Annotated in this window: 24 protein-coding genes and 1 riboswitch; of the genes, 18 read left to right on the forward strand and 6 right to left on the reverse strand. The window is 51.0% G+C overall.

The genetic code is table 11. The annotated features are described in order from the left end of the window. Nucleotides 1-107: 107 nt before the first annotated feature. The 3 genes from pckA to hslR form a co-directional block, all read right to left on the reverse strand. Nucleotides 108-1,736: a phosphoenolpyruvate carboxykinase (ATP) gene (pckA, locus tag HLG76_RS11030; RefSeq protein WP_021022572.1), complete on the reverse strand. Its 1,629-nt coding sequence runs from the start codon at nucleotides 1,734-1,736 to the stop codon at nucleotides 108-110. A 321-nt stretch (nucleotides 1,737-2,057) separates the two neighbouring features. Next, nucleotides 2,058-2,933 (reverse strand): Hsp33 family molecular chaperone HslO, encoded by an 876-nt coding sequence (gene hslO / locus HLG76_RS11035; RefSeq protein ID WP_021022571.1) that lies wholly within the window; start codon nucleotides 2,931-2,933, stop codon nucleotides 2,058-2,060. Between the two features lie 35 nt (nucleotides 2,934-2,968). Further along, complete coding sequence (gene hslR / locus HLG76_RS11040) at nucleotides 2,969-3,373, reverse strand: ribosome-associated heat shock protein Hsp15 (RefSeq protein WP_021022570.1); 405 nt, start codon at nucleotides 3,371-3,373, stop codon at nucleotides 2,969-2,971. Between the two features lie 287 nt (nucleotides 3,374-3,660). On the opposite strand from hslR, the gene gspC reads away from it, so the two are divergent. The 14 genes from gspC to cysQ all read left to right on the forward strand — a co-directional run bounded on the left by gspC (nucleotide 3,661) and on the right by cysQ (nucleotide 16,230). Next, nucleotides 3,661-4,530 (forward strand): type II secretion system protein GspC, encoded by an 870-nt coding sequence (gspC, locus tag HLG76_RS11045; RefSeq protein ID WP_158011348.1) that lies wholly within the window; start codon nucleotides 3,661-3,663, stop codon nucleotides 4,528-4,530. A 71-nt stretch (nucleotides 4,531-4,601) separates the two neighbouring features. Continuing rightward, on the forward strand, nucleotides 4,602-6,584 hold the full coding sequence (gene gspD / locus HLG76_RS11050; protein ID WP_033379160.1) for a type II secretion system secretin GspD: 1,983 nt from the start codon (nucleotides 4,602-4,604) through the stop codon (nucleotides 6,582-6,584). Further along, nucleotides 6,581-8,107 carry a type II secretion system ATPase GspE gene (gene gspE / locus HLG76_RS11055; RefSeq protein ID WP_175993654.1) on the forward strand — a complete coding sequence of 509 codons (1,527 nt, stop codon included), beginning with the start codon at nucleotides 6,581-6,583 and terminating at the stop codon, nucleotides 8,105-8,107. The genes gspD and gspE overlap by 4 nt, the downstream gene beginning before the upstream one ends. Beyond that, nucleotides 8,107-9,342, forward strand: coding sequence for a type II secretion system inner membrane protein GspF (gene gspF / locus HLG76_RS11060; RefSeq protein WP_175993655.1), 1,236 nt, complete (start codon nucleotides 8,107-8,109; stop codon nucleotides 9,340-9,342). Before gspE ends, gspF begins: the two co-directional genes overlap by 1 nt. Nucleotides 9,343-9,349: 7 nt before the next feature. Further along, a complete protein-coding gene (gene gspG / locus HLG76_RS11065) occupies nucleotides 9,350-9,805 on the forward strand; it encodes a type II secretion system major pseudopilin GspG (protein ID WP_033379158.1) in 456 nt (151 codons plus the stop codon). A 1-nt stretch (nucleotide 9,806) separates the two neighbouring features. Continuing rightward, nucleotides 9,807-10,355: a type II secretion system minor pseudopilin GspH gene (gene gspH, locus HLG76_RS11070; RefSeq protein WP_158011803.1), complete on the forward strand. Its 549-nt coding sequence runs from the start codon at nucleotides 9,807-9,809 to the stop codon at nucleotides 10,353-10,355. Beyond that, a complete protein-coding gene (gene gspI / locus HLG76_RS11075) occupies nucleotides 10,355-10,732 on the forward strand; it encodes a type II secretion system minor pseudopilin GspI (RefSeq protein ID WP_021022563.1) in 378 nt (125 codons plus the stop codon). Before gspH ends, gspI begins: the two co-directional genes overlap by 1 nt. Further along, on the forward strand, nucleotides 10,716-11,354 hold the full coding sequence (gspJ, locus tag HLG76_RS11080; RefSeq protein ID WP_077661373.1) for a type II secretion system minor pseudopilin GspJ: 639 nt from the start codon (nucleotides 10,716-10,718) through the stop codon (nucleotides 11,352-11,354). Before gspI ends, gspJ begins: the two co-directional genes overlap by 17 nt. Then, nucleotides 11,351-12,355 (forward strand): type II secretion system minor pseudopilin GspK, encoded by a 1,005-nt coding sequence (gene gspK / locus HLG76_RS11085; RefSeq protein ID WP_021022561.1) that lies wholly within the window; start codon nucleotides 11,351-11,353, stop codon nucleotides 12,353-12,355. The genes gspJ and gspK overlap by 4 nt, the downstream gene beginning before the upstream one ends. Beyond that, nucleotides 12,324-13,577: a type II secretion system protein GspL gene (gspL, locus tag HLG76_RS11090; RefSeq protein ID WP_175993656.1), complete on the forward strand. Its 1,254-nt coding sequence runs from the start codon at nucleotides 12,324-12,326 to the stop codon at nucleotides 13,575-13,577. The genes gspK and gspL overlap by 32 nt, the downstream gene beginning before the upstream one ends. Then, nucleotides 13,574-14,068, forward strand: a complete 495-nt coding sequence (gene gspM, locus HLG76_RS11095) for a type II secretion system protein GspM (RefSeq protein ID WP_021022559.1) — start codon at nucleotides 13,574-13,576, stop codon at nucleotides 14,066-14,068. The genes gspL and gspM overlap by 4 nt, the downstream gene beginning before the upstream one ends. Before the next feature lie 4 nt (nucleotides 14,069-14,072). Beyond that, nucleotides 14,073-14,819 carry a type II secretion system protein N gene (locus HLG76_RS11100; protein WP_175993657.1) on the forward strand — a complete coding sequence of 249 codons (747 nt, stop codon included), beginning with the start codon at nucleotides 14,073-14,075 and terminating at the stop codon, nucleotides 14,817-14,819. Nucleotides 14,820-14,862: 43 nt separating this feature from the next. After that, a complete protein-coding gene (gene nudE, locus HLG76_RS11105; protein ID WP_175993658.1) occupies nucleotides 14,863-15,417 on the forward strand; it encodes an ADP compounds hydrolase NudE in 555 nt (184 codons plus the stop codon). A gap of 3 nt (nucleotides 15,418-15,420) precedes the next feature. Further along, complete coding sequence (gene cysQ, locus HLG76_RS11110) at nucleotides 15,421-16,230, forward strand: 3'(2'),5'-bisphosphate nucleotidase CysQ (protein ID WP_175993659.1); 810 nt, start codon at nucleotides 15,421-15,423, stop codon at nucleotides 16,228-16,230. Nucleotides 16,231-16,306: 76 nt separating this feature from the next. Here cysQ and sthA read toward each other — a convergent pair whose 3' ends face one another. After that, the gene (gene sthA, locus HLG76_RS11115; protein ID WP_077647218.1) at nucleotides 16,307-17,725 is read right to left on the reverse strand and encodes a Si-specific NAD(P)(+) transhydrogenase; all 1,419 of its coding nucleotides are present in this window, start codon (nucleotides 17,723-17,725) and stop codon (nucleotides 16,307-16,309) included. A 185-nt stretch (nucleotides 17,726-17,910) separates the two neighbouring features. Here sthA and fabR point away from each other — a divergent pair, with 185 nt between their 5' ends. Both fabR and HLG76_RS11125 read left to right on the forward strand, forming a co-directional pair. Next, nucleotides 17,911-18,546, forward strand: a complete 636-nt coding sequence (fabR, locus tag HLG76_RS11120; protein ID WP_028569605.1) for an HTH-type transcriptional repressor FabR — start codon at nucleotides 17,911-17,913, stop codon at nucleotides 18,544-18,546. Between the two features lie 12 nt (nucleotides 18,547-18,558). Beyond that, nucleotides 18,559-18,942 (forward strand): YijD family membrane protein, encoded by a 384-nt coding sequence (locus tag HLG76_RS11125; protein ID WP_021022553.1) that lies wholly within the window; start codon nucleotides 18,559-18,561, stop codon nucleotides 18,940-18,942. Nucleotides 18,943-19,015: 73 nt separating this feature from the next. On the opposite strand, the gene trmA is transcribed toward HLG76_RS11125, so the two are convergent. After that, nucleotides 19,016-20,119, reverse strand: coding sequence for a tRNA (uridine(54)-C5)-methyltransferase TrmA (gene trmA, locus HLG76_RS11130; protein ID WP_175993660.1), 1,104 nt, complete (start codon nucleotides 20,117-20,119; stop codon nucleotides 19,016-19,018). 122 nt (nucleotides 20,120-20,241) lie between these two features. Continuing rightward, nucleotides 20,242-20,469, forward strand: a riboswitch (cobalamin riboswitch). 31 nt (nucleotides 20,470-20,500) lie between these two features. Here trmA and HLG76_RS11135 point away from each other — a divergent pair. Both HLG76_RS11135 and murI read left to right on the forward strand, forming a co-directional pair. Continuing rightward, on the forward strand, nucleotides 20,501-22,450 hold the full coding sequence (locus HLG76_RS11135; RefSeq protein WP_175993661.1) for a TonB-dependent receptor: 1,950 nt from the start codon (nucleotides 20,501-20,503) through the stop codon (nucleotides 22,448-22,450). Between the two features lie 61 nt (nucleotides 22,451-22,511). Then, the gene (murI, locus tag HLG76_RS11140) at nucleotides 22,512-23,333 is read left to right on the forward strand and encodes a glutamate racemase (protein WP_077577214.1); all 822 of its coding nucleotides are present in this window, start codon (nucleotides 22,512-22,514) and stop codon (nucleotides 23,331-23,333) included. Here murI and HLG76_RS11145 read toward each other — a convergent pair. After that, complete coding sequence (locus HLG76_RS11145) at nucleotides 23,287-23,769, reverse strand: RNA-binding protein (protein WP_077577232.1); 483 nt, start codon at nucleotides 23,767-23,769, stop codon at nucleotides 23,287-23,289. The genes murI and HLG76_RS11145 overlap by 47 nt on opposite strands. Nucleotides 23,770-24,176: the final 407 nt, after the last annotated feature.

A 24,176-nucleotide genomic window follows, 5' to 3' on the forward strand; every position in this document is an offset into this window, starting at 1 on the left:
CAACGAGTAGCAGTAAGATTGGCGCAAAAGTTGCCAAACTTCAACCAGTCAACCAGTCACCCTGAGGAATAGCGCCCCATATCGCATCAGCAATATGGGGCTAGGGGTTAGTCTAACTGTGGACCTGCAGCGACCAAGGCTGCGCCTTCTTCGGTATCTGTGTATTTATCGAAGTTATCGATAAAGCGTGTGGCCAGGTCTTTCGCTTTGCTTTCCCATTGCAGCGGGTCAACATAGGTATCACGCGGGTCAAGAATGCCGTCGCTCACTTCGTCTAGCGAGACAGGAACTTCCAAATTAAAGATTGGAATTACCTTGGTGTCGGCTTTTTCGATCGAGCCGTCTAAAATCGCGTCGATGATCGCGCGGGTATCTTTGATGGATATCCGCTTGCCTGAGCCATTCCAGCCTGTATTGACCAGATAGGCTTCAGTCCCTGCCGCCTCCATGCGCTTGACCAATACTTCCGCATACTTGGTGGGGTGCAAGGTCAAAAATGCCGCGCCAAAGGCCGCTGAGAAAGCAGGCGTGGGTTCAGTAATGCCGCGCTCGGTACCTGCTAACTTCGCGGTAAAACCAGATAAGAAATGGTACTTGGTTTGTTCAGGCGTCAATTTAGACACCGGTGGAAGTATGCCGAATGCATCCGCAGACAAGAAAATCACCTTGTTGGCATGGCCGCCTTTTGAGACCGGCTTCACAATATTATCGATATGATAAATGGGGTATGACACGCGGGTGTTTTCTGTCTTCGAATTATCGTCAAAATCGATGCGGCCGTCGCCACGGACGGTGACGTTTTCTAATAACGCATCACGGCGGATGGCGTTATAGATATCTGGCTCAGCCTCTTTAGATAACTTGATGGTTTTGGCATAGCAGCCCCCTTCAAAGTTAAAGACGCCCTGATCGTCCCAACCATGTTCATCGTCACCGATAAGCTGGCGCTTAGGATCGGTGGAGAGTGTGGTTTTCCCGGTTCCAGATAGCCCGAAGAAGATGGCAACGTCGCCATCTTTGCCCATGTTGGCGGAGCAATGCATCGATGCGACATCTTGCAACGGCAAGAAGTAGTTCATCATCGCGAACATGCCTTTTTTCATTTCACCGCCATACCAAGTACCGCCAATAAGCTGCATCCGTTCGGTGAGGTTGAAAACGGTAAAGTTTTCTGAGTTTAGGCCGTGTTCACGCCATTGGTTGTTCACGCATTTGGCACCATTCATCACCACAAAGTCGGGCTCGAAATCTTTAAGCTCTTCCTCGGTTGGACGAATAAACATATTTTTGACGAAGTGCGCCTGCCAAGCCACTTCGGTGATCACGCGAATACGTAATCGTGTGTTGGGGTTGGCACCGCAATAGCCATCAACGACAAACAGGCGTTTATTAGAGAGTTGTTGTGTGACCAGTGCCTTGAGATCATTCCATACCGCTTGATCGATCGGTTTATTATCGTTTTTGCCTTGATCCGACCACCACAGGGTATCGCGCGTGGTGTCATCACGAACAATGTACTTATCTTTGGGAGAGCGGCCGGTAAAAATACCCGTGTCTACCGACACCGCGCCGAGTTCGGTCACTACGCCTTTTTCGTAGCCTTCCAGCCCAGGTTTGGTTTCTTCTTCGAACAACTGCTCATATGAGGGGTTACGGATGACTTCTTTGACATTTTCCAGACCATAACGGGAAAGATCGATGTCAGCGACCTCAGATTCGACGTTCAGGACAGTCATAGGTGCTCCTTGAGGTAAGATGGTGTTAACTGTCTTTGTGCTAGCAACCTGAAATATAGATTCAGGAACTGACTCCATAGATGACGACAGACTGGGGTTATTGTGATTGTAGGGTACGGACCACCAGCTGCCATGTCATAGACATGGTAACGCTTAGTTAAACGTTTGCGCTACCCAAAGACCTATTATTGTTTGTACAAAAATAACGCGCAGAAAAATGTGAGTTAAGTCGGGAAGGAATAAGAAAAAAGCCAGCGTTGTGCTGGCTTTTGAGCTTGGTCAAGCTTATTTACTTCGAAGCGCTAAAAATGTAGCACGTGGTTATTGCATTTGAGAGGAGGAGCTGGCGTTTTGCTCAAAAATTGCCGCCACATCAACGCTATCGAACGCATAGTCAGTGCCACAGTAATCACAGTGCAAATGGATCGTACCCATTTCCGCGACCATTTTGTCGACTTCACTGCGCTCAATCGCGGCAATAGCACCGGCACTGCGTTCACGGGAGCAACTGCATTTAAACACCACATCTTGTGCCGGATACAGGGTGACTTTCTCTTGATGGTACAGACGGTATAAGACATCTTTGGCGCTGAGGCTGAAAAGTTCATCATTTTTAATCGTTTCAGTCAGCTGGGCAAGGTGATCAAAGTCGCCTTCGTCGCCTTTATCGTCAGGCAACACTTGCAACATCATACCGGCCGCATGCGGCTTGCCGTCAACCTCTCCCGTGCGTAACCAAAGACGGGTCATTAACTGCTCTGAGCGTGCGAAGTAATCTTCCAAGCAACCTTGTAAATGATCCGACTCTAAGCCAACAATGCCTTGATAGCGCTCGCCATCGACAGGCTCAATGGTAATGACCAGTTGGCCCTTGCCCATCATTTCTGGCAAGGTCGCATCCTCTTTGACGTCACCTTTCACCCGCGCGGTGCCGCGCAGTTGCTGATGGTGATCACCATTAATGACCGCCAGCGACACAGGACCATCTCCCTGCAATTGCACCGTGATTGAGCCATTAAATTTGAGTGTTGCGGTAAGCAGGCTGGTGGCGGCCAACATTTCACCCAGTAAAGCATTCACCGGGGCTGGAAAATTTTGATTCTCCAGGATGCGTTGATAGGTTTCGTCGAGCTTGACTAGCTCACCACGCACAGACACATCTTCGAATAGGTAACGGTGTAATTGATCGTTTGACATGCAATCTCTCTCCGGCAATGGCGCGACTTTCGGCCTTAGTCTATGCCTTGTTTAAACTTACGAATATCTCGGCGTTGCTTTTTATCCGGTCGTCCATCGGGACGTGGATTATGGGCATTTAAGCGACGCATTTCCGTCTCGTGCTCACGTTTCTTTAGGCTCGTGTCGGTTTCTTGATACAAGGTTTGCGCGATCGGCGCGCCTTGACGTTGCTCCGATAACGCTAAAACAGCGATGGTTCTTTCATCATGGCCTTGGCGCAAGCGTATTTCAGCCCCAACCTCGACCATTCTGCTTGGCTTGGCACGTTGACCATTGTAGTGCACCTTGCCCCCATCGATCATATTGCGAGCAATAGAGCGTGTTTTATAAAAGCGAGCGGCCCACAGCCATTTATCTAACCTGACCGCTGTCAAAGGTGCTGATTTGCTTTTTTTCATCCCTCAACTCCTGCGCAATCTGGATCGGCGACATTAGCATAAAATTTACTTTAGAGCAGTATCACAGCATCAGAGCTCATCCTCCCGTCATCGCTGCGACTTCGGTAAAATAAACACGCTATAAATGAAAAATTCTCAAGATCACAATGTGTTTTTGCTAGTATGTCCAGCTTTTCGTAATCTAATCGTGGAATCTAATGGCGAAAAAGGCCATCAATAGGCATGTGGTGTCATTAATTGGTTTTAAAAGGATGATCCAGGCAGGAAGCCCTCAACGAACAATCTCGATGTCTGCACTGACACGCGGTCGGGTACTGCTGTGCCTAAACGGTGGGCTAGTACTTTTACTGGCTTGGCTTATTGGGCGGCTGGTGTGGCATGTCTACACGCCTCCCGCGGCACCTATCTTGCCGTCGAGTAGTCAGGTTGTGACGAGCCAAGTCGCCAGTAAGGGGGCCTTTTCATTGGCGCCCGCGATTAATGCCCAGTTATTTGGTCGATTCCAAGCTTCCGCGCAACAGCGCCAGCAGTCGGTTAGCCAAGTGCCTGAGACCCGTTTACAGCTTACTTTAGTCGGCGTGGTGGCTTCCAATCAGCCTGCTCGGGCATTAGCGGTGATTGCTAACGGTGGTCAACAAGCAACCTATGGTGTGGGTGAGCAAGTTAAAGGTACCCAGGTCAGTGTCGATCAAGTCTTGTCCGATCGCGTTATCCTTCGTCAAGGCACGCGTCGTGAAGCCTTGTTGATGCCGGGTGTGGAGGCCGACAGTACACCGCAAACCGTGTTCTCTTCTTCTGAGGGTAACCATACGCCCCCAAAGCCGACGCCAATCTCAAGGCAGACCAGCCCTGACTGGCCTGCCGACTTAGCGCGACAGCTTGCCAGCAATCCTCAGCGGTTATTTGATTATGTCCAGTTAGCGCAGGTCGGCGATGCCAAACAGTTAAAAGGTTTTCGTCTTACACCAGGAAAAAATCCGGTGTTATTTGAGCAATCGGGGTTACAGCCGGGTGATATCGCCGTCGCTATTAACGGTCTAACACTGAGCCGTTCGGTGGCGCTTCCCGATATTCTCAATCGCATTCAACAACAGGGCACGCTTGATTTAGTCGTCGAGCGACAAGGGCAGCAACATGACATTTCGATTCAACTATAAATTACCACAACCGCCCCGTGCGGCTTTAGGAGTGTGACGTGAACGTAAAGCAACGACTGATCCCCTATCTGATGGCCGCAAGTCTGCTTTTCTCTGGCCTACCGGCGGGAGCGGCAGAATTTAGTGCCTCGTTTAAAGGCACGAACATTCAAGAGTTTATCGAAATTGTAGGGCGCAACCTCGAGAAAACCATTATCGTTGATCCCTCGGTACGCGGCACCATTAATGTACGCAGTTACAATACGTTAGACGATGAACAGTACTACCAATTTTTCCTTAACGTGCTCGAAGTGTATGGCTTTGCGGTGGTTGAGATGGAAAATGGGATTGTTAAAGTTGTTCGCGACAAAGATGCGAAAACCTCGCCCGTTCCCGTGGTTGGAGAAGGCGATAACGTGGTCGGTGACGAAGTCGTGACGCGCGTGATTGCCGTAAAAAATGTCTCGGTGCGCGAGCTATCCCCTTTGTTGCGTCAGCTGATCAATAATGCGGGGGCAGGGAACGTGGTGCACTATGATCCTGCCAATGTCATTATGATCACCGGTCGTGCCGCGGTGGTGAATCGGCTCACCGATATTATTCAGCGTGTCGATCAAGCAGGCGATAAAAAAGTGGAAGTGGTCCGCCTTGACCACGCGTCAGCCGCGGAAATGGTACGGATCGTCGACACCCTCAATAAGCGAGACAACGCCAACACCCGCCCTGAGCTTTTAGAACCACGTATTGTTGCGGACGAGCGCCTGAATGCGGTGTTGGTTTCTGGCGAGCCCAAAGTCCGTGAGCGCGTGATTGAACTTATCCGACAACTCGACCAAGAAATGGCGACGACCGGCAACAGCCGGGTGATTTATCTGCGCTATGCGAAAGCGGAAGACGTCGTAGATGTATTACAAGGCGTCTCCGATAATCTGTTAAAAGAAAAAGAGAAGAAAAACCAACCGAGCGTAAATGATCAAGCGGTACAAATTTCCTCGCACCAAGGCACTAACTCGCTGGTGATCACCGCGCCACCTGATATTTTAAAAACCCTTGAGAGCGTGATTTCTCAGCTCGATATTCGCCGCGCACAAGTGTTGATTGAAGCCTTAATCGTCGAAATGTCGGAATCCGATGGGGCGAACCTCGGCGTACAGTGGGGATCGCTTGAAAACGGCGGGATTCAGTTTAATAACGCAGGGGTGGGTGTTACCAGTTACCTCACAGGACAGAAAGCAGCGGAAGATACTACTCGTACTGAAGTACGCTATCGGGATGATGGTACTCCGTACAATGTTCCGATTACCGAGTCGGGCGATTACTCGGCATTAAACAATGTATTAGGTGGATTAAATGGCTTGGCTGCCGGCGTAGTCATGGGCGATTGGACCGCCTTGGTGACCGCGGTGGCGTCGAAAAACGAGTCGAATATTTTGTCGTCGCCCAATTTGATGGTGCTCGATAACCAAGAAGCCTCGTTTATTGTCGGTGAAGAAGTCCCTGTGATCACCGGCTCGCAAACGGGCTCGAATAACGACAACCCCTTCCAAACCGTTGAGCGTAAAGATGTGGGGATCAAGCTGAAAGTCACCCCGCAAATCAATGAAGGCTCCGCGGTGTTGCTCGATATTGAGCAAGAAGTCTCGAACGTGCTTGGCGCCAGTGGCGCGGTGGATGTGCGCTTTGGTAAACGTCAACTGAATACATCAGTGATGGTCGGCGACCAACAAATGATTGTATTAAGTGGCTTGATTGACGAACGAACGGTCGAAAGTGAATCCAAGGTGCCACTGTTGGGGGATATTCCTATTTTAGGGCACTTGTTTAAGTCGACCTCGACCGAAACCGAAAAGAAAAACCTGATGCTGTTTATTAAGCCGACCATTATTCGTACCGGTTTGACCGCAGACGGGGTGACTCAACGCAAATACAACTATATCCGCGCCGAGCAATTACAGCGCGCCCAAGATGGCGTTAAGCTGATGCCTGACGCCGAAAAACCGGTCCTGCCTGATTACAACAGCGAAGCGGTGATGCCGGCCGAAGTACGTATGCTACAAGCGGAGTTAGAAGGATGAATGAGCGTGCTGCGGCGCTAGCGGCTGAACCGGTGACAACCTGGCAGTTACCCTTTGGCTTTGCGCGTCGTCACGGTGTGGTGGTATTGGCCGATAACGACACCCCGCGTTTATTGTGTTTAGCGTCGGTAACACCGCAGACCTTGGTGGAGGTGCAACGTGTTCTGGGTACGGATATCGCCCCGGAATGGGTGTCGGATGCTGACTTTGAGCACCATCTGACTCGCCTTTATCAAAGAGACAGCGCCGATGCACAACAGCTAATGGCTGACATTGGTGCGGATGCTGACAGCGACGACTTTTTCTCGTTGGCCGAAGAGCTGCCGCAAAGTGAAGACTTGCTTGAATCGGAAGACGATGCGCCGATCATTAAGTTGATTAACGCCATGTTAGGCGAAGCGATTAAAGAAAGCGCGTCTGACATTCATATCGAAACCTTTGAGCATGCGTTATCGATCCGTTTTCGCGTTGACGGGGTGCTGCGTGACGTTCTATCCCCCAGCCGCAAGTTGGCCCCCTTATTAGTGTCTCGCGTCAAAGTGATGGCAAAACTGGATATTGCCGAAAAACGGGTCCCACAAGATGGGCGTATTTCGGTCCGTATTGGTGGGCGAGCGGTGGATGTGCGGGTGTCGACCATGCCCTCGTCTCACGGCGAACGTGTCGTCATGCGTTTGCTGGATAAGAACGCCGTCCAACTGGATCTCGCGCAGTTGGGCATGGTGCCCAGCTTGCACCAAGATTTTCGCGCACTGATTCACAAACCTCATGGTATTTTGCTCGTCACCGGCCCGACGGGGTCAGGGAAATCCACGACCTTGTATGCTGGATTACAAACCATTAACAGTGAGGATCGCAATATCCTCACCGTGGAAGATCCGATCGAATTTGATCTGGCGGGTATCGGTCAGACCCAAGTCAATCCCAAAGTCGATATGACCTTTGCGCGAGGGTTGCGCGCTATGTTGCGTCAAGATCCTGACGTGGTGATGGTGGGTGAAATTCGAGACTTAGAAACCGCACAAATCGCCGTACAAGCCTCACTGACCGGTCACTTAGTGATGTCGACACTGCACACCAACACGGCGATTGGCGCGGTGACACGCTTACGTGATATGGGCATTGAGCCTTTCTTGTTGTCCTCCTCGTTACTCGGCGTGCTGGCGCAGCGCTTGGTCCGCACCTTATGTCCACGGTGCCGTATCCCTTATCAAGCCGATAGCTCGCAGCAGCCGTTATTTGTCGAGCTAGGCTTGGCGAGCCCCGGCGAGGCGATCACGCTCTATAAAGCGGATGGCTGTGAACACTGTCACCACAAGGGCTACCGAGGCCGAACCGGGATTCATGAATTGCTGACAGTCGACGAGAAGGTGCAAGCGCTTATCCATCATGATGCGGGCGAGCATGCGATAGAAGAAGCCGTGCGTGCGCAAAGTCCGAGTATTCGCTATGACGGCCTAACCAAAGTGCTGCAAGGGCAAACCACCCTTGAAGAAGTGATTCGTGTCACCAAGGAGGGCTAATGGGCGCATTTGACTATCAAGCGTTAGACGCGCGAGGGCGTAAGCGTAAAGGGGTGATTGAGGCCGATACTGCACGACAAGCGCGTCAGCAGCTGCGTGACAAAGGCTTTACCCCGCTCGACGTCAATGCTACGCGTCGTCAACGAGCCAACCAAAAGGCATCGGCGTCGCAGCCACTGTTCAGTCAACGAAACCGCGGTATTCGTACACAAGAGCTGTCGTTGATCACCCGCCAATTGGCGACCTTAATCGATGCCTCTATGCCACTTGAAGAGTGCTTAAAAGCAGTGGCAGAGCAAGCGGAAAAACCGCGAATAGGCAGCATGATGACCAGTGTTCGAGCGCGAGTGATGGAAGGGTACACCTTGGCTGATGCGCTAGCCGATTACCCACAGGTGTTTAATGAACTCTACCGAGCGATGATTGCTGCCGGTGAAAAAGCGGGGTATTTATCCACCGTATTATCACGCTTGGCTGATTATGTTGAGAACCGTCAGCGCATTCAGTCCACGTTGTTACAAGCCATGTTGTATCCCGCCATTCTCACCTTCTTTTCGGTGGTGATTGTCGCCTTTTTACTGGCCACCGTGGTGCCTGATATTGTCGGTCAATTTGTTCAAACCGGTCAGGCGCTGCCGGCATCCACCCAATTTCTATTGAACGCCAGTGATTTTATTACCGACTGGGGGGGTTGGGTGGTGAGCGCACTGATCCTTATCGGTGTCAGTATCCGAGCCTTGCTTAAGGATACGCAGCGACGCTTAGTGTGGGATAAAAAAATACTGTCCTTGCCGGTAATTGGCCGGGTGGCTCGCGGCCTGAATACATCCCGTTTTGCGCGTACCTTGGCAATATGCACGGCCAGTGCCATCCCGTTATTAGATGGGATGAAAGTCGCCGCGCAAGTGATGAGTAATCAATACGTCCGCATGCGCGTATTGGAAGCTGCGGATAAAGTGCGGGAAGGTGCCAGTTTGCGTGTCGCTTTGGATCAGTCGCGCTTATTTCCTCCCATGATGCTGCACATGATTGCCAGTGGTGAACGCAGTGGTGATCTTGAGCCCATGCTCTCTCGTGCCGCGGATAACCAAGATAAAGATTTTGAAGCCCAAGTGAATGTGGCACTAGGTATATTCGGCCCGTTGATGATCGTATTAATGGCAGGATTGGTGCTTTTTATTGTCGTGGCCACCTTGATGCCGATTATTGCCATGAACGATATGGTCGGATTGTAATTTTATAATGATAAATAAGGAGAACAAGATGCGTCGTCAACACGGTTTTACCCTGCTCGAAGTGATGGTCGTGGTGGTGATTATTGGCTTATTAGCAAGCTTTGTCGCCCCCAATTTGCTCGGTAATAAAGATAAAGCCGCGGTCAAAAAGGCGATTGCTGATGTCAGTGCGCTTGAAAATGCTCTGGACATGTACAAACTGGATAACAACCAATATCCCACCACCGATCAAGGCTTAGACGCGTTAGTGAACAAACCGCAAAGTGAGCCGGTACCGCGCAGCTATCCGGATCAAGGCTACATTAAGCGCTTGCCACAGGACCCATGGAATAACGATTATCGCTATGTCAGCCCAGGTGAACATGGGGTGATTGATATTTTCTCGTTAGGCGCGGATGGCCAAGAAGGGGGCGACGGTGTCAACCAAGACATCGGCAACTGGAACCTTAACGAGCTGCAATAAGATGCGCCAAGCGGCAGGTTTTACCCTCCTTGAGATCTTACTGGTGGTGGTCATTATCGCTGTCAGTGCCTCTGGTGTGGTGATGGTGTGGCCAGAGCCTGCCGATACCCGCGCGCAAGAAGCGGGGCAAGCGTTACACCAGCGGATGAAGCTATGGGCCGAGCAAAGCTGGCTCGAGGGGCGAACGTATGGCGTGCGCATCAATGAGCATGATTATCAGCTGTTAACATTGGGGGAAGACAAGTGGCGCCCCGTGCGCAGTGAACGCTGGGCAACCCAAGGGACCTTGCCAGCGCAAAGCCGGTTTTCTCTCACCATGGACGGCTTTGGTTGGCAGCAACAAGACCGCTTGTTCGAAGATAAGCCTCTGTTTGAGAACCTGTTTGATGACGAGGGTGAACAGCCCGTGGCCCCACCACAGATCTGGTTATTGCCCAATGGTGAACTCACCCCTTTTACCTTACGAATCGACGTAGATGGCCGGGCCGCTTGGCAGCTTAAAGCCAATGAGCTGGCACAGTTTACTTGGCAACGGGTGGAGGACCGCTGATGCATGGCAAGACGCCAAGCCCCCAAAAGGGCATGACTTTGCTTGAGGTATTGGTGGCGGTGGCCATTTTTGCCATTGCCGCGCTCAGTGTCATGAAGGCGACGGGCCAGCATACCCGTTCGCTAGGGCGTTTAGAGCAAAAAACCTTAGCGGCTATGGTGGCGGATAACCAACTTGCTGAAGTCGTGCTCAGGGCTGACGTGCCAGAAAAGGCGACGCAAGGGACCACTGAGATGGCCGGTCAGCAATGGCAATGGCAACTTACGCCGGTGGCGACCGAAACCGGCCAACTGCGAGCGGTGGATCTGTCGGTGTCGGCCGCTGAGCAGAGCGATAACCCATTGGTGACCGTGAGGACGTATGTCGAGACGCGCTGAAAAGGGATTTACGTTGCTTGAAGTCTTGTTGGCGTTGGTGGTATTTGCCAGTATCAGCCTGACGGCTTATCAAGTGCTACAAACCGTACAACGCAGCAATGTGCAATCGCGTGAAGTCGGCGAAACCTTGCAGCGGTTGCAACGTGCGTTAGTGATCATGGACAGTGACTTTCGTCAAATGGCCGCGCGTCGTCAGCGTATCGACGGTCAAACACCGACCGAGCGACTGCTGATTGCCGGACGCGATGTTCTCCAAAGTGAGGAAATGGGTATGCGTTTTACGCGTACCGGTTGGATTAACCCGCAAGCGCGTTTTCCTCGCGGTGAAGTCGTCGCGGTTGGCTACCGACAACGGGACGGTCACTTAGAGCGCCTGCGTTGGCGTTATCCGGATCAGGCCGCAGGTGATGAGCCAGCGGTGGCCACCTTGCTCAGTGATATCAAAGCGCTCACGTTTCGATTTTACGTGGAAGGCAATTGGCAAGAAAGCTATAACACGGCCCATGCTTTGCCCAAAGCGGTGCAAGTACGCTTTACTCATCCGCGTTACGGGCGGTTAGTCCGCACGTATTTGCTGGCGGGGCAAACGTTACCCGCGCCGCTGCAGCGGGAGGCACAATGACCCGACAGCGAGGCGCGGCGCTTCTTATCGTGATGATGATCATGGCGCTGATGACAGCGATTGCTGGCAGCATGGCGTCACGATTGTTTACCAATTACCATCGGGCGGAAAACCAGCTCCATTTTCAGCAAGTGTACTGGTACAGCAACGCGGTGGAAGCCCTTGCCTCTGCGGTATTACGCGAAAGTTTATCGGACAGTGATACGGTGAATGTAAACCAGGACTGGGCCCAGTCTGCGCGGACATTTCCGCTTCAAGGTGGCAAAGTTAGTGGTTACTTACAAGATGCGCAAGCCTGCTTTAACTTAAATAGTTTGCAGTTGCGAGGCGCAGCGTTAGGCGGTGAGGTGCCGTATGAAGTGCGCGTACTGCGTGCTTTAATCGGTAGCCAGGTCGACGATAGTTATCAAGCCGATGTGATTGCGCAAGCGAGTCGCGATTATATTGATGAAAATAATCAGCTTGATCAATCGTTAGGCGCGGAAGATGCTCACTACGAGAGTGTCCGTCCCGCTTACGTGACGGCTGATGCCGTGATTGCCGATGTCAGTGAGTGGCGCGCTGTTCGTGGGGTCAACGCTGAGGTCTTTCGCCAGTTATCACCGCAGCTGTGTGCGATTCCCTCTGCGGAGCTGATGGTGAATGTGAACACGTTAACGGACAAACAGGCTGCATTGCTATCGGCGTTGTTTACCCCGGCCCTGTCAGTTGAACAGGCAGAACAGGTACTGACCGAGCGCCCTGAGTCGGGTTGGAAAAGTGTCGACGATTTTATCGCTACCCTGACGCTGACTGATTTTGATGAGGCGGCGCGCAAGCAAGTGATGTCGCATTTAAGCGTGACAAGCCATTACTTTTTATTACACGCCGATGTGCACGTGGCCTCAGCCCAACGTCACATCCAGGCATTATTGCACTATCAAGACGACGGCCAAGTATCGGTTTTACGCCGTCGGTTCGGAGGAATGCGTGAGCGAGCGACTGATAATCAGGATCAGTGATGCCAGCCAACCCATTTATTGGGCGCAGGTGCGTACCAGCGATAACCAAGTGATGACGACCGGCACCTGTCAGCAGTTGTCAGCATTAACAGAACAAGCACAGACAAGACGTGTGGTCGTGCTGGTGGACAGTACCTGGCTGACGCTCACTTCGGTGACGTTACCGCCTGGCTCGCGCCGGCAACGAGACAAAGTCGTGCCCTATTTACTGGAAGAAGCATTAGCCGATGAGGTTGAGGCGGTGCATGTCACCCTGCTCGACACCCAAGAAAACACCGCTCAGGTCGCGGTGGTGGCTCATCGGCAGATGCAAGCTTGGCAGCAGGCCCTTGATGCGGCCAATATCCATGCTCGCCAGTGGATCCCGGATGTGTTGTGTTTACCTTGGCAGCCTCAAACGTTGACGCTAGCGCCACTGGCCGATCAGTGGTTGTGCCGCTATCAACCCCATCAAGGTGTGGTTGGGCAGCGCGCATGGCTTGCCTTCTGGGCGCAAGCTTGGTGGCAACAGCCGGGCAATCAAACCGAGGGAGCGCGCGCGGCAGACACCGAGTCATCGATACTCAGCCTGCAGGTGTATGGCGCGCAAGACGCACACACCGAGTCGCCTTTGCCCATCGATGGCTTCCCGGTGCAGTGGCAGCAAAGTGAACCAACTATCAGTATGTTGGCCGCACAGAGTACCTCGGTGTCTGCCAATTTATTATCCGGCCCTTATCGGCCGCAAAGCCAGATGAAACAGCGATTCAAGCCGCTGATCCCCACCGCCGCGCTATTGGTGATGGTGATGGCGTTGTTGGGCGGCGAGCAATGGCTGGCACTTCGTGACACCCAGCAACAGGTGCAAGTGTTACGCTCGCAAAGCGAAGCCTTGTTTCGTGAGACGTTACCACAATACCAACGTATTCCAACCCGCTCGTATATGGTGCGGCAAATGGACGCTGAAATCGCCCGCCTAGCCGGGCAGCAACAGGATTCCGCGCTACTGCCTTGGTTGGCACAATTAGCGCCAATGCTGGATGATGTGCCTGGCCTTGAGCTCCAGGCGCTGCGTTATCAGGGTAATCGAGACGCGTTGATTTTACGCGCCAAAGGTCGAGACTTTGCGCAATTTGAGCGTTTGCGAGGAATATTGAGCGAGCATTATGCGACTGAGCTCGGCCAGCTGAACCGTAGTGGAGACGCAGTCAGTGGCGAGTTTACGTTAAGGAGCCCATCATGATGGCACGCATTCAAGCCCAGTGGCAGGCGATCAGTGTGCGCGAGCAGCGATTATTACTGATCGCAGGTGGCGTGCTGGTCGTTAGCCTTTTGTACTGGGGAGTTATCGCCCCGCTTCAAACTCAGGCCGAAAAGGCCAATACCGCGCTAGCCAGCGAGCAGCGCTTGTTGCGAGACGTTCAACAAAAGCGCACCCAAATCATGCAGCTGCGGGCGCAGTCAGGAAGCGGTCATCAAGCTTCTGCGAGCCGAACACAGCCATTAAACCAAGTCATCGCGGCCAGTGCTGGGGAATTTAACCTCACGATTACGCGCTTACAACCGGGTGAAGATAGCGTGCAGCTTGGGATTGAACCGCTGCCGTTTAACCAACTCCTCCGCTGGTTAGATCAACTGGCGAGTGTACATGGTATTCGCGTAGTGCGTTTAAGCACGGAAGCCACAGAGACGGCCGGCAAAGTTAAGGTGAATCGACTGCAGTTGGAGCGATAAAACAATGTGGAAAAAAGGCTTATTCGGCATAGGGTGTGTGCTTGTCTTTGTGGTCAGTGTTGTGGTGCATGCGCCTGCATCTTTATTACGTCTAGCGCCTTTGCCCGATGCGATACAAATCGGTGAAATCGATGGCACGGTTTGGCACGGGCAAGTCGAACAAATACGGTGGCAAAATTATACCCTAGGACCGGTGCAATGGGATGTGCAGTGGCATCGTTTAGTCACCGGCGCGACGTTTGAAGCGGCCATTAAGGTACGTAGCCCTGACGGGTTGCGAGGCAAAGGGAACCTCGGTTTTAACGGCTCGACACTGACGGTGTCACAAACGTTGGTGTCTGCGCCCGCGCAGCTATTAACAGGCGCTATCGCACTGCCCCCGGGCGTTGCGATTGATGGCACACTCGATCTGGTGCTGCGCGATGCCATCTTGGCTGAATCAGGGTGTCAGCAATTGCAAGGGCAAATCCAATGGCAGCATGCAGCATTGCAACTGCCGATGGGGCAGCTAGAAAATATTCCTGCGCAAGCCGCTTTATCCTGCGAAAATCAAGGTATTGCCGCGCACGGTGAGGGGCAGTCGGCGTCTTTAAGCAATAAGTTTTCATTGTCAATTACGCCGTCTGGGCGATACTCTGTATCGGGATGGCTAAAGCCGGGGCCTGACTATCCCGAGCCGATGAAGGCGCCATTATCTTGGTTAGGCGCGCCAGATCAACAAGGCCGCTATCGCTTTTCTTTTCGCGGCTAACAAGGCCTGATTGGCATATCAGCAAAGGGTGGCAAATCACACTATGACGCAGCGTAAACTTCCTCAAATCCTGTCGAAACAGGTCGTCGCCGCTTCTCGTTTGTTTAAGGTGGAGTCGTTAGCGCTCACGTTTAGCAATGGCGTTGAACGTACCTATGAGCGGATGAAACCCTCAGGCCGTAATGCGGTAATGATGGTGCCGGTTACCGAGTCAGGCGATCTCTTATTAGTCCGAGAATATGCTGCTGGGACAGAGCGCTATGAATTGGGATTCCCGAAAGGCTTAATTGACCCGGGGGAAGAGGCTGCGCAAGCGGCGGTGCGTGAGCTGAAAGAAGAAATTGGCCAGGGCGCGCGCGAATTGATCCCGTTGAAAGAGGTGGTCCTCGCGCCTTCGTACTTTTCCAGCCGTATGACCTTGATGTTGGCACGTGATTTGTATCCAGAAAACTTGGAAGGTGATGAACCCGAACCGCTTGAGATCATTCGCTGGCCGTTAGCCCAAGCGGAAGAGTTACTGACCCATGGTGATTTCTGTGAAGCGCGCAGTATTACCGCACTGATGATGGCGCTGAAGTACTTACAAGCGGAGAGGTGAGGCATGGCATTGCCTGAGTTGTTGCCCGATGTGATTGAAATAACCCGCTCAGCGGGCCAGGTTATTCTCGATATTTATCAAGACGGTAATTTTGAAGAGATCACCAAAAGTGATCAAACGCCGGTGACCAGCGCCGATTTAGCTGCCCACAAGCTGATTACGGAAAAACTCACTGCGTTGACGCCGGATATTCCGGTATTGTCGGAAGAAGATTGCGGTGTACCCTTCAGTGATCGCCAACAATGGCAGCGATATTGGCTGATTGATCCACTGGATGGTACCCAAGAATTTATCGCTGGCAGTGGCGATTTTGCCACTATTATTGCGCTGGTGGAAAACAACCATCCGGTGATGGGCGTGGTCTATGCGCCTGTATCGGGTGTGACCTATTATGCGTGCCAAGATAAAGGGGCGTGGAAAATCACCCCTGATGGCGATATGCATCGCATCTCGACCATGAAGCGCGACGAAGCGATTACCTCGTTATCCATTGCGATCAGTCGTCGACAAGATATTCATGCGGTGACGGAAAAACTAGCGCCTGAAATTAATTACGATTTGATCCCTTTGGGCTCAGCCGCACTGAAAGCCTGTTTAGTGGCGGAAGGGGCGGTAGATTGTTATCTGCGTTTAGGACCGACCGGTGAGTGGGACACCGCCGCGACGCAATGCATCGTCGAGCAAGCAGGTGGACGGATCCTCAGCACAGAGCTTGACCCTTTGTCGTATAACGAGCGGGATTCACTGCAAAATCCAAACTTTATTGTTCTTGGTGATGAGTCGCTAGCGTGGTCATCTATTTTACGTCGCTAGAGACACCGCAGGTGTTTGATAATACAGTCAACGGCACCGCTCTCGGTGCCGTTTTGCATGGATAAGAACAAAGCCGCTAGAACAAGCGATTGAGCCCATTAAGCGCCGCCACCCGATAGGCTTCTGCCATGGTGGGATAATTGAAGGTAGTGTTGACAAAATAATCGATGGTATTTGCCTCACCTTTTTGCTCGAAAATCGCTTGGCCAATGTGAATGATTTCCGAGGCACGTTCACCAAAGCAATGGATGCCAAGGATCTCGCGTGTTTCACGGTGAAACAGTATCTTTAAGCTACCGACATCCATCCCTGCAATTTGTGCTCGTGCTAGGTGTTTAAAAAGCGATCGGCCTACTTCGTAAGGGACTTTTTCTGCAGTGAGCTCCTGCTCGGTTTTCCCCACTGAACTGATCTCCGGAATGGTATAGATCCCAGTTGGAATATGTTCAATCAGGCGCACATTGGCATTGCCTTGGCAGATGGCTTCAGCCACCACACGGCCTTGGTCGTAGGCAGCACTCGCTAAACTTGGATAACCAATGACATCACCGACCGCGTAGATGTGACCGACCTCAGTGGCATAGCTTTCGCTATCGACATCAAGTTGACCGCGAGAATTCGGTATCAGCCCGACGGATTGAAGATTAAGTTTGTCGGTATTGCCCGCGCGTCCGTTGGCATAGAGCAAACAATCGGCTTTCATTTTTTTGCCTGACTCAAGATGGACGACCACCCCATCTTCCGTGCCTTCAATGTTTGCATAGGTCTCATCGTTACGGATCATGACGCCGCTACTGCCAAAGTGATAGGACAAGGCATCAGAGATTTCGTTATCCAAAAAGGAGAGCAAGCGGTCTCGTGTATTGATTAAATCGACCTTCACCCCTAACCCGCGAAAAATCGAGGCATATTCACTGCCAATGACCCCCGCACCATAAATGATGACATGACGAGGGTCGTGCTCAAGCGACAAAATTGAATCACTGTCGTAAATACGAGGGTGAGCAAAATCAACATCTGCCGGTTGATAAGGGCGAGAGCCGGTGGCTATCACAAAGTGATCAGCCGTGTAGGTATCAGCGCTGCCATCACTATGATGAACCGCTAATGTGTGTGCATCAATAAATGTGGCACTCCCATGTAACAAGGTACATTGGTTGCGGTCGTAAAAGCCTTGGCGCATGCGCGTTTGTTTGCCAATCACTGAATCGGCATGACTTAGAATTTGTGCAAACGTGCTGTGTAGGCTTTTGGTGTTTTGGGTATAAATCGGACTTTGATTAAATTCGATGATCCGGCTAACCGTGTGGCGCAGCGCTTTGGAGGGAATCGTGCCCCAATGGGTACATCCGCCGCCAACCGTGTTTTCGCGCTCAATCACCGCGACGCGTTTGCCTGCTTTTGACAAACCCATCGCGGCCCCTTCACCGCCAGGGCCGCTACCAATAACGATCGCGTCAAAGTGATCTTTTGGGTGGGGACTCGACTTACTCATAGGGCTCAGACCTTATTTTCATTATTGCAACATCCATTTATGACTAGTTTAACGCTTATTATCCGTAAGGTTAACTTTCGGTGCCCAATCTCTGGTGAAATTGGCGTTCGCGCGTGATGTAGGCTGGCTGATTTGCCGATAAAAATTGCGTATAGTGACACCATGGTGACCATGAGTTGGATATGATGGGGATTCGAGCAGAACAAAAAGAAAAAACGCGTCGATCTGTCATTGATGCGGCGTTTAGCCAACTCAGTGCTGAGCGCAGTTTCTCAGGCTTAAGTTTACGCGAAGTGGCCCGAGAGGCAGGTATAGCGCCGACTTCGTTTTATCGTCACTTCAAAGACATGGATGAGCTCGGTTTAACCATGGTCGATGAAGGGGGCTTGTTATTGCGCCAACTGATGCGCCAAGCGCGTCAACGTATCGCTGCGGAAGGCAGTGTGGTACGTACTTCCGTCGAAACCTTTATGGAATTTATTGAAAGTAGTCCGAATGTGTTTCGATTGTTGCTCCGTGAACGGTCAGGTACATCCGCTGCGTTTCGTGCTGCAGTCGCGCGAGAAATTCAACATTTTGTTGCGGAGTTAACCGAGTATTTACAATCGCGCACACAGCTCACGTATGAAGAAGCGTACAATCAATCTGAGGCGTGTGTGATTTTAGTCTTCAATATGGGGGCTGAGGCCCTTGATCTCGACCCGCACGCACGCGCAGAATTGGCGGAGCGAATGGTGTTACAATTGCGCATGATAGCCAAGGGAGCTTACTGGTACCGTAAAGACCGTGAGCGGCGAGCCTTACAGGAAAAACTGTCATAAACAGGTGAAAACATGGAACACGAGCAAGTCAAATCAGAACGTAAATTCTTATTGCTGGCGCTAGTCACTGGCATTTGTGGAAGTGCAACGCTAGCCACCGTCTTTTTCAGTGGCGTGGCGTTTTCGATCTTCCCCATTCTCGCATTTGTACTGGCCGTACATGCTTGTTATCAATTGCATGAACGACAGCCACTGACAGAAGGCACACCGCTGATTGCCTTTGCGTGTTTCCTGGTGGGGGCATTTGGCTATTCCGCCTTTATTCGCATGCAAATACCAGAGCTGGGCGGTAACTTCTTCTCGATTTTGGTCTCAATGGCGTTAGCTTTCTGGATTGGACATAAGTTGGGCTTTTTTAGTCGCAAACAGACTGCAGAGACGGCCTCTGATTCCTAATCACCAGGGTTAAAAACAAAAAAAGGCGTCCCTTTCGCGAGCGACGCCTTTTTTGTTTCTGGCTTTAGCGGTTTTATTGGCGCTCTAACCACACACCCGCTTCGGTATGGTGAGTGAACGGGAATTGATCGAACAGGGCACAACGACTAATCCGGTGGGTTTGGCCTAAGCGTTGTAAATTCTCGACCAAGGTTTCCGGATTGCATGAAATATACAAAATACGATCGTAGCCTTGCACCATTTTGCAGGTTTCATCATCCATGCCCGCGCGAGGTGGATCGACAAAAATGGTGTTGCACTGATAATCACTCAGCGTCACGCCTTGGTCTTGTAAGCGACGGAACTCACGCTCACCATTAATCGCTTGGGTAAACTCTTCGGCTGACATACGAACGATTTGCACGTTATCGATATGATTGGCGGCAATATTGTATTGCGCCGATTGTACCGAGGGCTTGGCAAGCTCGGTGGCTAAGACTCGACGGAAGTTTTTTGCCAGCGCCAGTGAGAAGTTGCCGTTACCGCAATACAGTTCCAGCAAATCGCCCTCGCTATCTCGGGTACAATCAATCGCCCAATCCAGCATTTTTTGCGCCACTGGGCCATTGGGCTGGGTAAAACTGTTTTCAATTTGCTGGTACACCAAGGTTTGGCCATCAGCCTGTACCTTTTCTAGTACGTAATCGCGGTCTAGTACCTTTTTTTGCTTACGCGCACGGCCAATCAAGTTGAGGTTAAAGCCCTCATCATTGAGGCGTTGCTTCAGTGTCTGGGCGGCCTGCTCCCACGCTTCATCTAGTTGGCGGTGGTACAGTAACGACACCAAGATCTCGCCACTTTGGGTTGACAAAAAGTCCACTTGGAACAGTTTGCGGCGCAAGGTCTCGTTGGGTTTAATTGCTTCGAGTAAGAGCGGCATCAAGTCGTTGATTAAGCGGCTCGCCACGGGAAAGGTATCAACGCGATATTTTTGTTTAGTCGCCGGGTCAAACATGATGTAGTAAAGATCATCCCCCTCATGCCATACCCGAAATTCCGCGCGCATCCGATAATGCGTCTCTGGCGAATGAAACACTTCGAGCTCAGGCGCGTGAAACGGTGCGAGTTGTTCCGTGAGTCGTTGGACTTTCTCAGCAAGCTGTGTGTCGTAGTCAACGGTTGATTGGGCCTTGGTCATGATGGCTGCCTCAGCGATTGGAAAATGAGCGCAGATTTTAGACAAATCCCCAGCTATGTCCAGCCTTGCTCACGATTCTCCGTTATTCTATAAGGTTATCAATGGACAATATCCATCTAGATGGCTACTATCCTTGGGCGGGTAAGCGATTAGCGAGCAAACAGGCCGTAATCGCAGGAATGCGGTGAGAATCCGCAACTGACGCGCAGCGGTATCAGAGAACGACCCTAACTCGGCACTAGGCCAGACACTGTCGCCAATTCTTTGGATAGGTGATGGGAAGTCGTTAGCAGTAGGCGGCGCAAGCCATGCTCTTAAGTCCGAATACAGCCCGCCCCGCAGCACAGTGCTGCATATTCTCGCGATAGGAAGGAATAACCCATGAACAAACCAATTGTGGCGAGCCTGGTGGCGGCGTCATTACTCCCCGCGAGCGCGTGGGCCGAGCAAAATACCGAAACGGTGGTGGTGATAGGGCGTAGTCATCATGCTGATACGCTCACGCAAATACCCGCAAACGTTGCTGTTATTACTCAAGAATATATCCGCAAGAGCGGTGCGCAAGATATAACGGCCTTACTCAGGGGAAAATCAGGTATTCAGGTTTCGGATACTAATTCGGGCGCCTCTTTCGCAATGCGTGGGTTTTCTGGTAGCCAAAGCGCTCACAACACACTTGTTTTGATTGATGGTAGGCGATTAAATAAAGCCGATTTATCTAGTCCACAATTAGGCTCGATTGCTTTGAGCCAAGTCGAGCGTATTGAAATCCTTTCTGGTAGCGCGGGAGTTTTATATGGTGACCAAGCGGTAGGTGGCGTCATCAATATTATTCTAAAAAGTACAGCCAGAGAGGGAGGCCATGTTGGTGTTCGTGTTGGAGACTTTGATACCCGTGGCGCTTATGCTAGCAAATCAGGAAAGCTGAGTGACTATTGGCATTATCAAGTTTCGGCAGATTATGCAAAAACAGACAACTATCGTGAGCATAACGCGCAAGATTCGGGAGTGTTGAGTAGTCGTCTCGAATACCAACGAGATGGAGAGCGCTTCCATGCAGTCCTCAGTTACTTTGACGATGATCGTCAGTGGCCAAGCTCGCTAACTGAAAGTGAGTATCGAGCCAATCCTCGCCAGTCTAAAAGCACTCACGCTGAAGACTATGGTCATGAAATATCTCGCTCGCTTGATATTGGCTATCAGAAAGGCCTAGGAGACACATGGCAGTTATCTACTTCTTTACAGTATTCGGATACAAGCTCAAGCGCTAAAAGTTGGGGAACACCGAGTCAAGGCGAGTTAGATCAGCTAACAGTCTCCATATCAGGAGAGAAATTATTTGCGCCCAACAGGGGAGAAGAAGGGGCTTGGATCGTTGGCGTAGATTATGCCAATAATGCGTTTGACTACTTTTCCCAGAGTGCTTATAGCACTACGGATAGAGATAACCGTCAGCAACGAATGAGTGTGTTTAGTCAGCTTCATTATCCATTGTCTTCACAGACCACCCTTGTTTTGGGAGGAAGAAAGTCACGTGTAACCGATGACTTAACGGATGCAGCGACATATCCTGATGGCGAGCAATTAAAAGAACATGCTAGCGCGTTAGAGTTAGGGGTGAACCACTTTATTGACGAGATAAACCGTCTTTATATCCGTGGTGAGCAGAACTTTCGTTTTGCAAAAGTGGATGAGCAAGCATACACCTCTCCAGGTGTGTTTGGGTTAGCACCACAAAAAGGTAAGTCTGTTGAGTTAGGTTGGCGACAAGAAGCTGAGAACTACCAAATTGGTGTGGACCTTTATCGCTTAGAAATTGATGATGAGATCTTATTTGATTCCAGTGCAACTAAGCCAGTAGGTGGCTCGTTTAATGGGGCAAATGTTAACGCAGATCGCTCTGTACGATACGGTGGAAGTATCTCTGGTCAGTTACACGTCACTCCAGCGTGGCTTGTTGTGGGTGAGTACCATTATATCGATGCTGAGTTTACGGAAGGTGATAACAAGGGTAATGCGTTGCCGTGGGTAGCGATGCATACAGCGACACTGCAAAGTACTGTCCATATTACTCGAGATGTTCTCGCATATATTGAAGGTGTTTATACTGGATCGCGCTATAAAGATGGGGATAATGCTAATAGCAAAGGAAAGCTTTCATCCTATTGGCTATCTAACTTTGGGTTACAGTATGAATTGGAACAGTGGCTAACTACATTTCGCGTAGATAACCTCTTTGACAAACAATATCCTGCTAATGCGAATGCACGGGACGCTTACTATCCAGGTGATGGGCGCCAATTGACACTGGAAGCGAGATACTCTTTCTAAACTAGCTTTAATCACGCCTTTATCGTTATGATAAGGGCGTTTTTTATTGAATGGGTGTCCCATGGCGCAGCCCAATATATTGATCTTCGACTCCGGTGTGGGGGGCTTATCGATTTATCAGTCGGTGCGAGAGCTGCTTCCTGACGCTAACTACACCTATTTGTTCGATAACGCAGCTTTCCCATACGGTGAGCTGGACGATACCCAACTCATCACTCGTGTGACTGCTTTGGTGAGTGCGGTATGTATGCAGCATGATATTGATATCGTCGTCATCGCATGTAATACCGCCTCGACGCTGGTACTGCCGCAGTTACGTGAACAGTTAGCGATTCCGGTTGTCGGCGTGGTACCGGCGATCAAACCGGCAGCGGCGCAAAGTCAGCATAAAACGATAGGTTTGCTGGCCACACCTGCCACCGTTGCTCGTCCTTATACGAAGCAGTTGATTGCCGATTACGCCAAAGGCTGTCATATGGTGTCGGTAGGTACTACAGCTTTGGTGCATATGGCAGAGCGAAAGTTACGAGGCGAGGCCGTTAATCAAGAGGACTTAACGGCAATCTTAGCGCCGTTTACAGCCACCATCGATACGTTGGTGCTGGGATGTACGCATTTCCCCTTATTGCGAAATGAAATCCAACAAGTATTGGGTGAGTCAGTGTGTTTGATTGATTCAGGCACTGCAATCGCGCGCCGCATCGTCTCACTGACGGCGACACTGAACTTATCCAGTGTTACCGCGACAACATCAGACAATCACGCTTACGCAACGGCAACACCGATTAAGGCTGACGCGCTATCCGACTATATACAGTCGATAGGATTGACGCGCGTTAGCTATTCGCCTGCTTTTTTGGTTCGTTCGCTTCACGGACTTTAAGTGTCCGCTCACCGTATACATTGTTATTCAGGGCGTTGATGGCATCCTCGGCATGCGCAGCGGCCATCACCACGAAACCAAAGCCTCGACGTTTGCCGGTGCGTTTATCCTTCATCAGCCGAACGGCAAAAACCTCGCCATGTTCGCTAAACAGTGTACGGACATCATTTTCATTGGCGCGATAAGGTAGGTTACCCACATACAAGGTTTTACTCTGAGGTGATTCTTCCTCGTCGTTGTTCACGCTATGTGGTGCAGGGGCATCCTGTGCCGCTGGTTTAAAATCGGGGAGAGGAAGGTAGAGGCAAGACAGTCCGCTGACGATTGCGCCTGCAGCGAATGCAATGGCAGGTGAACTGACCCCCATCAGGTTGACGATAATGGCGCCGAGTACGGCGATACAGATAATTAGTGCAAAATTGACTGGTGATTTCATAAGCATTATTAAAAATAGAGCAATTAAAAGTGATGACATGAACAACAAATAGGCAATGCATGTCATGAAAAGGACCAAGAAAACAGGCCAGCGTTATCTCTCAGTAAATACCACGTATCAAGAATGTTTCAAAACGCTGGTTATTCATCATTTTAGGTGGATTCTTGCCCAGTCGAAATAAAAAACGTAAAAAACCCTTGTCAGTGTGATCTGTGTCGCTATACTACGCCCCACATCGACACGGCACACAGGGCAAGCGCTCAGCGCCATGTAGAAGTAAAAAATAGAAGTAAAAAATCAAATAAAAATAAACGCTTGACGTGAGTTTTTAAAAGATTAAGATAGCCGTCCACTTAACGCCAAGCGTTAGGGGAGTCAAAAAGAAGTTTTATTTCCGGCCTGAGGGT

The organism is Salinivibrio sp. EAGSL (genome assembly GCF_013366455.1).
Classification (GTDB): Bacteria; Pseudomonadota; Gammaproteobacteria; order Enterobacterales; family Vibrionaceae; genus Salinivibrio; species Salinivibrio costicola.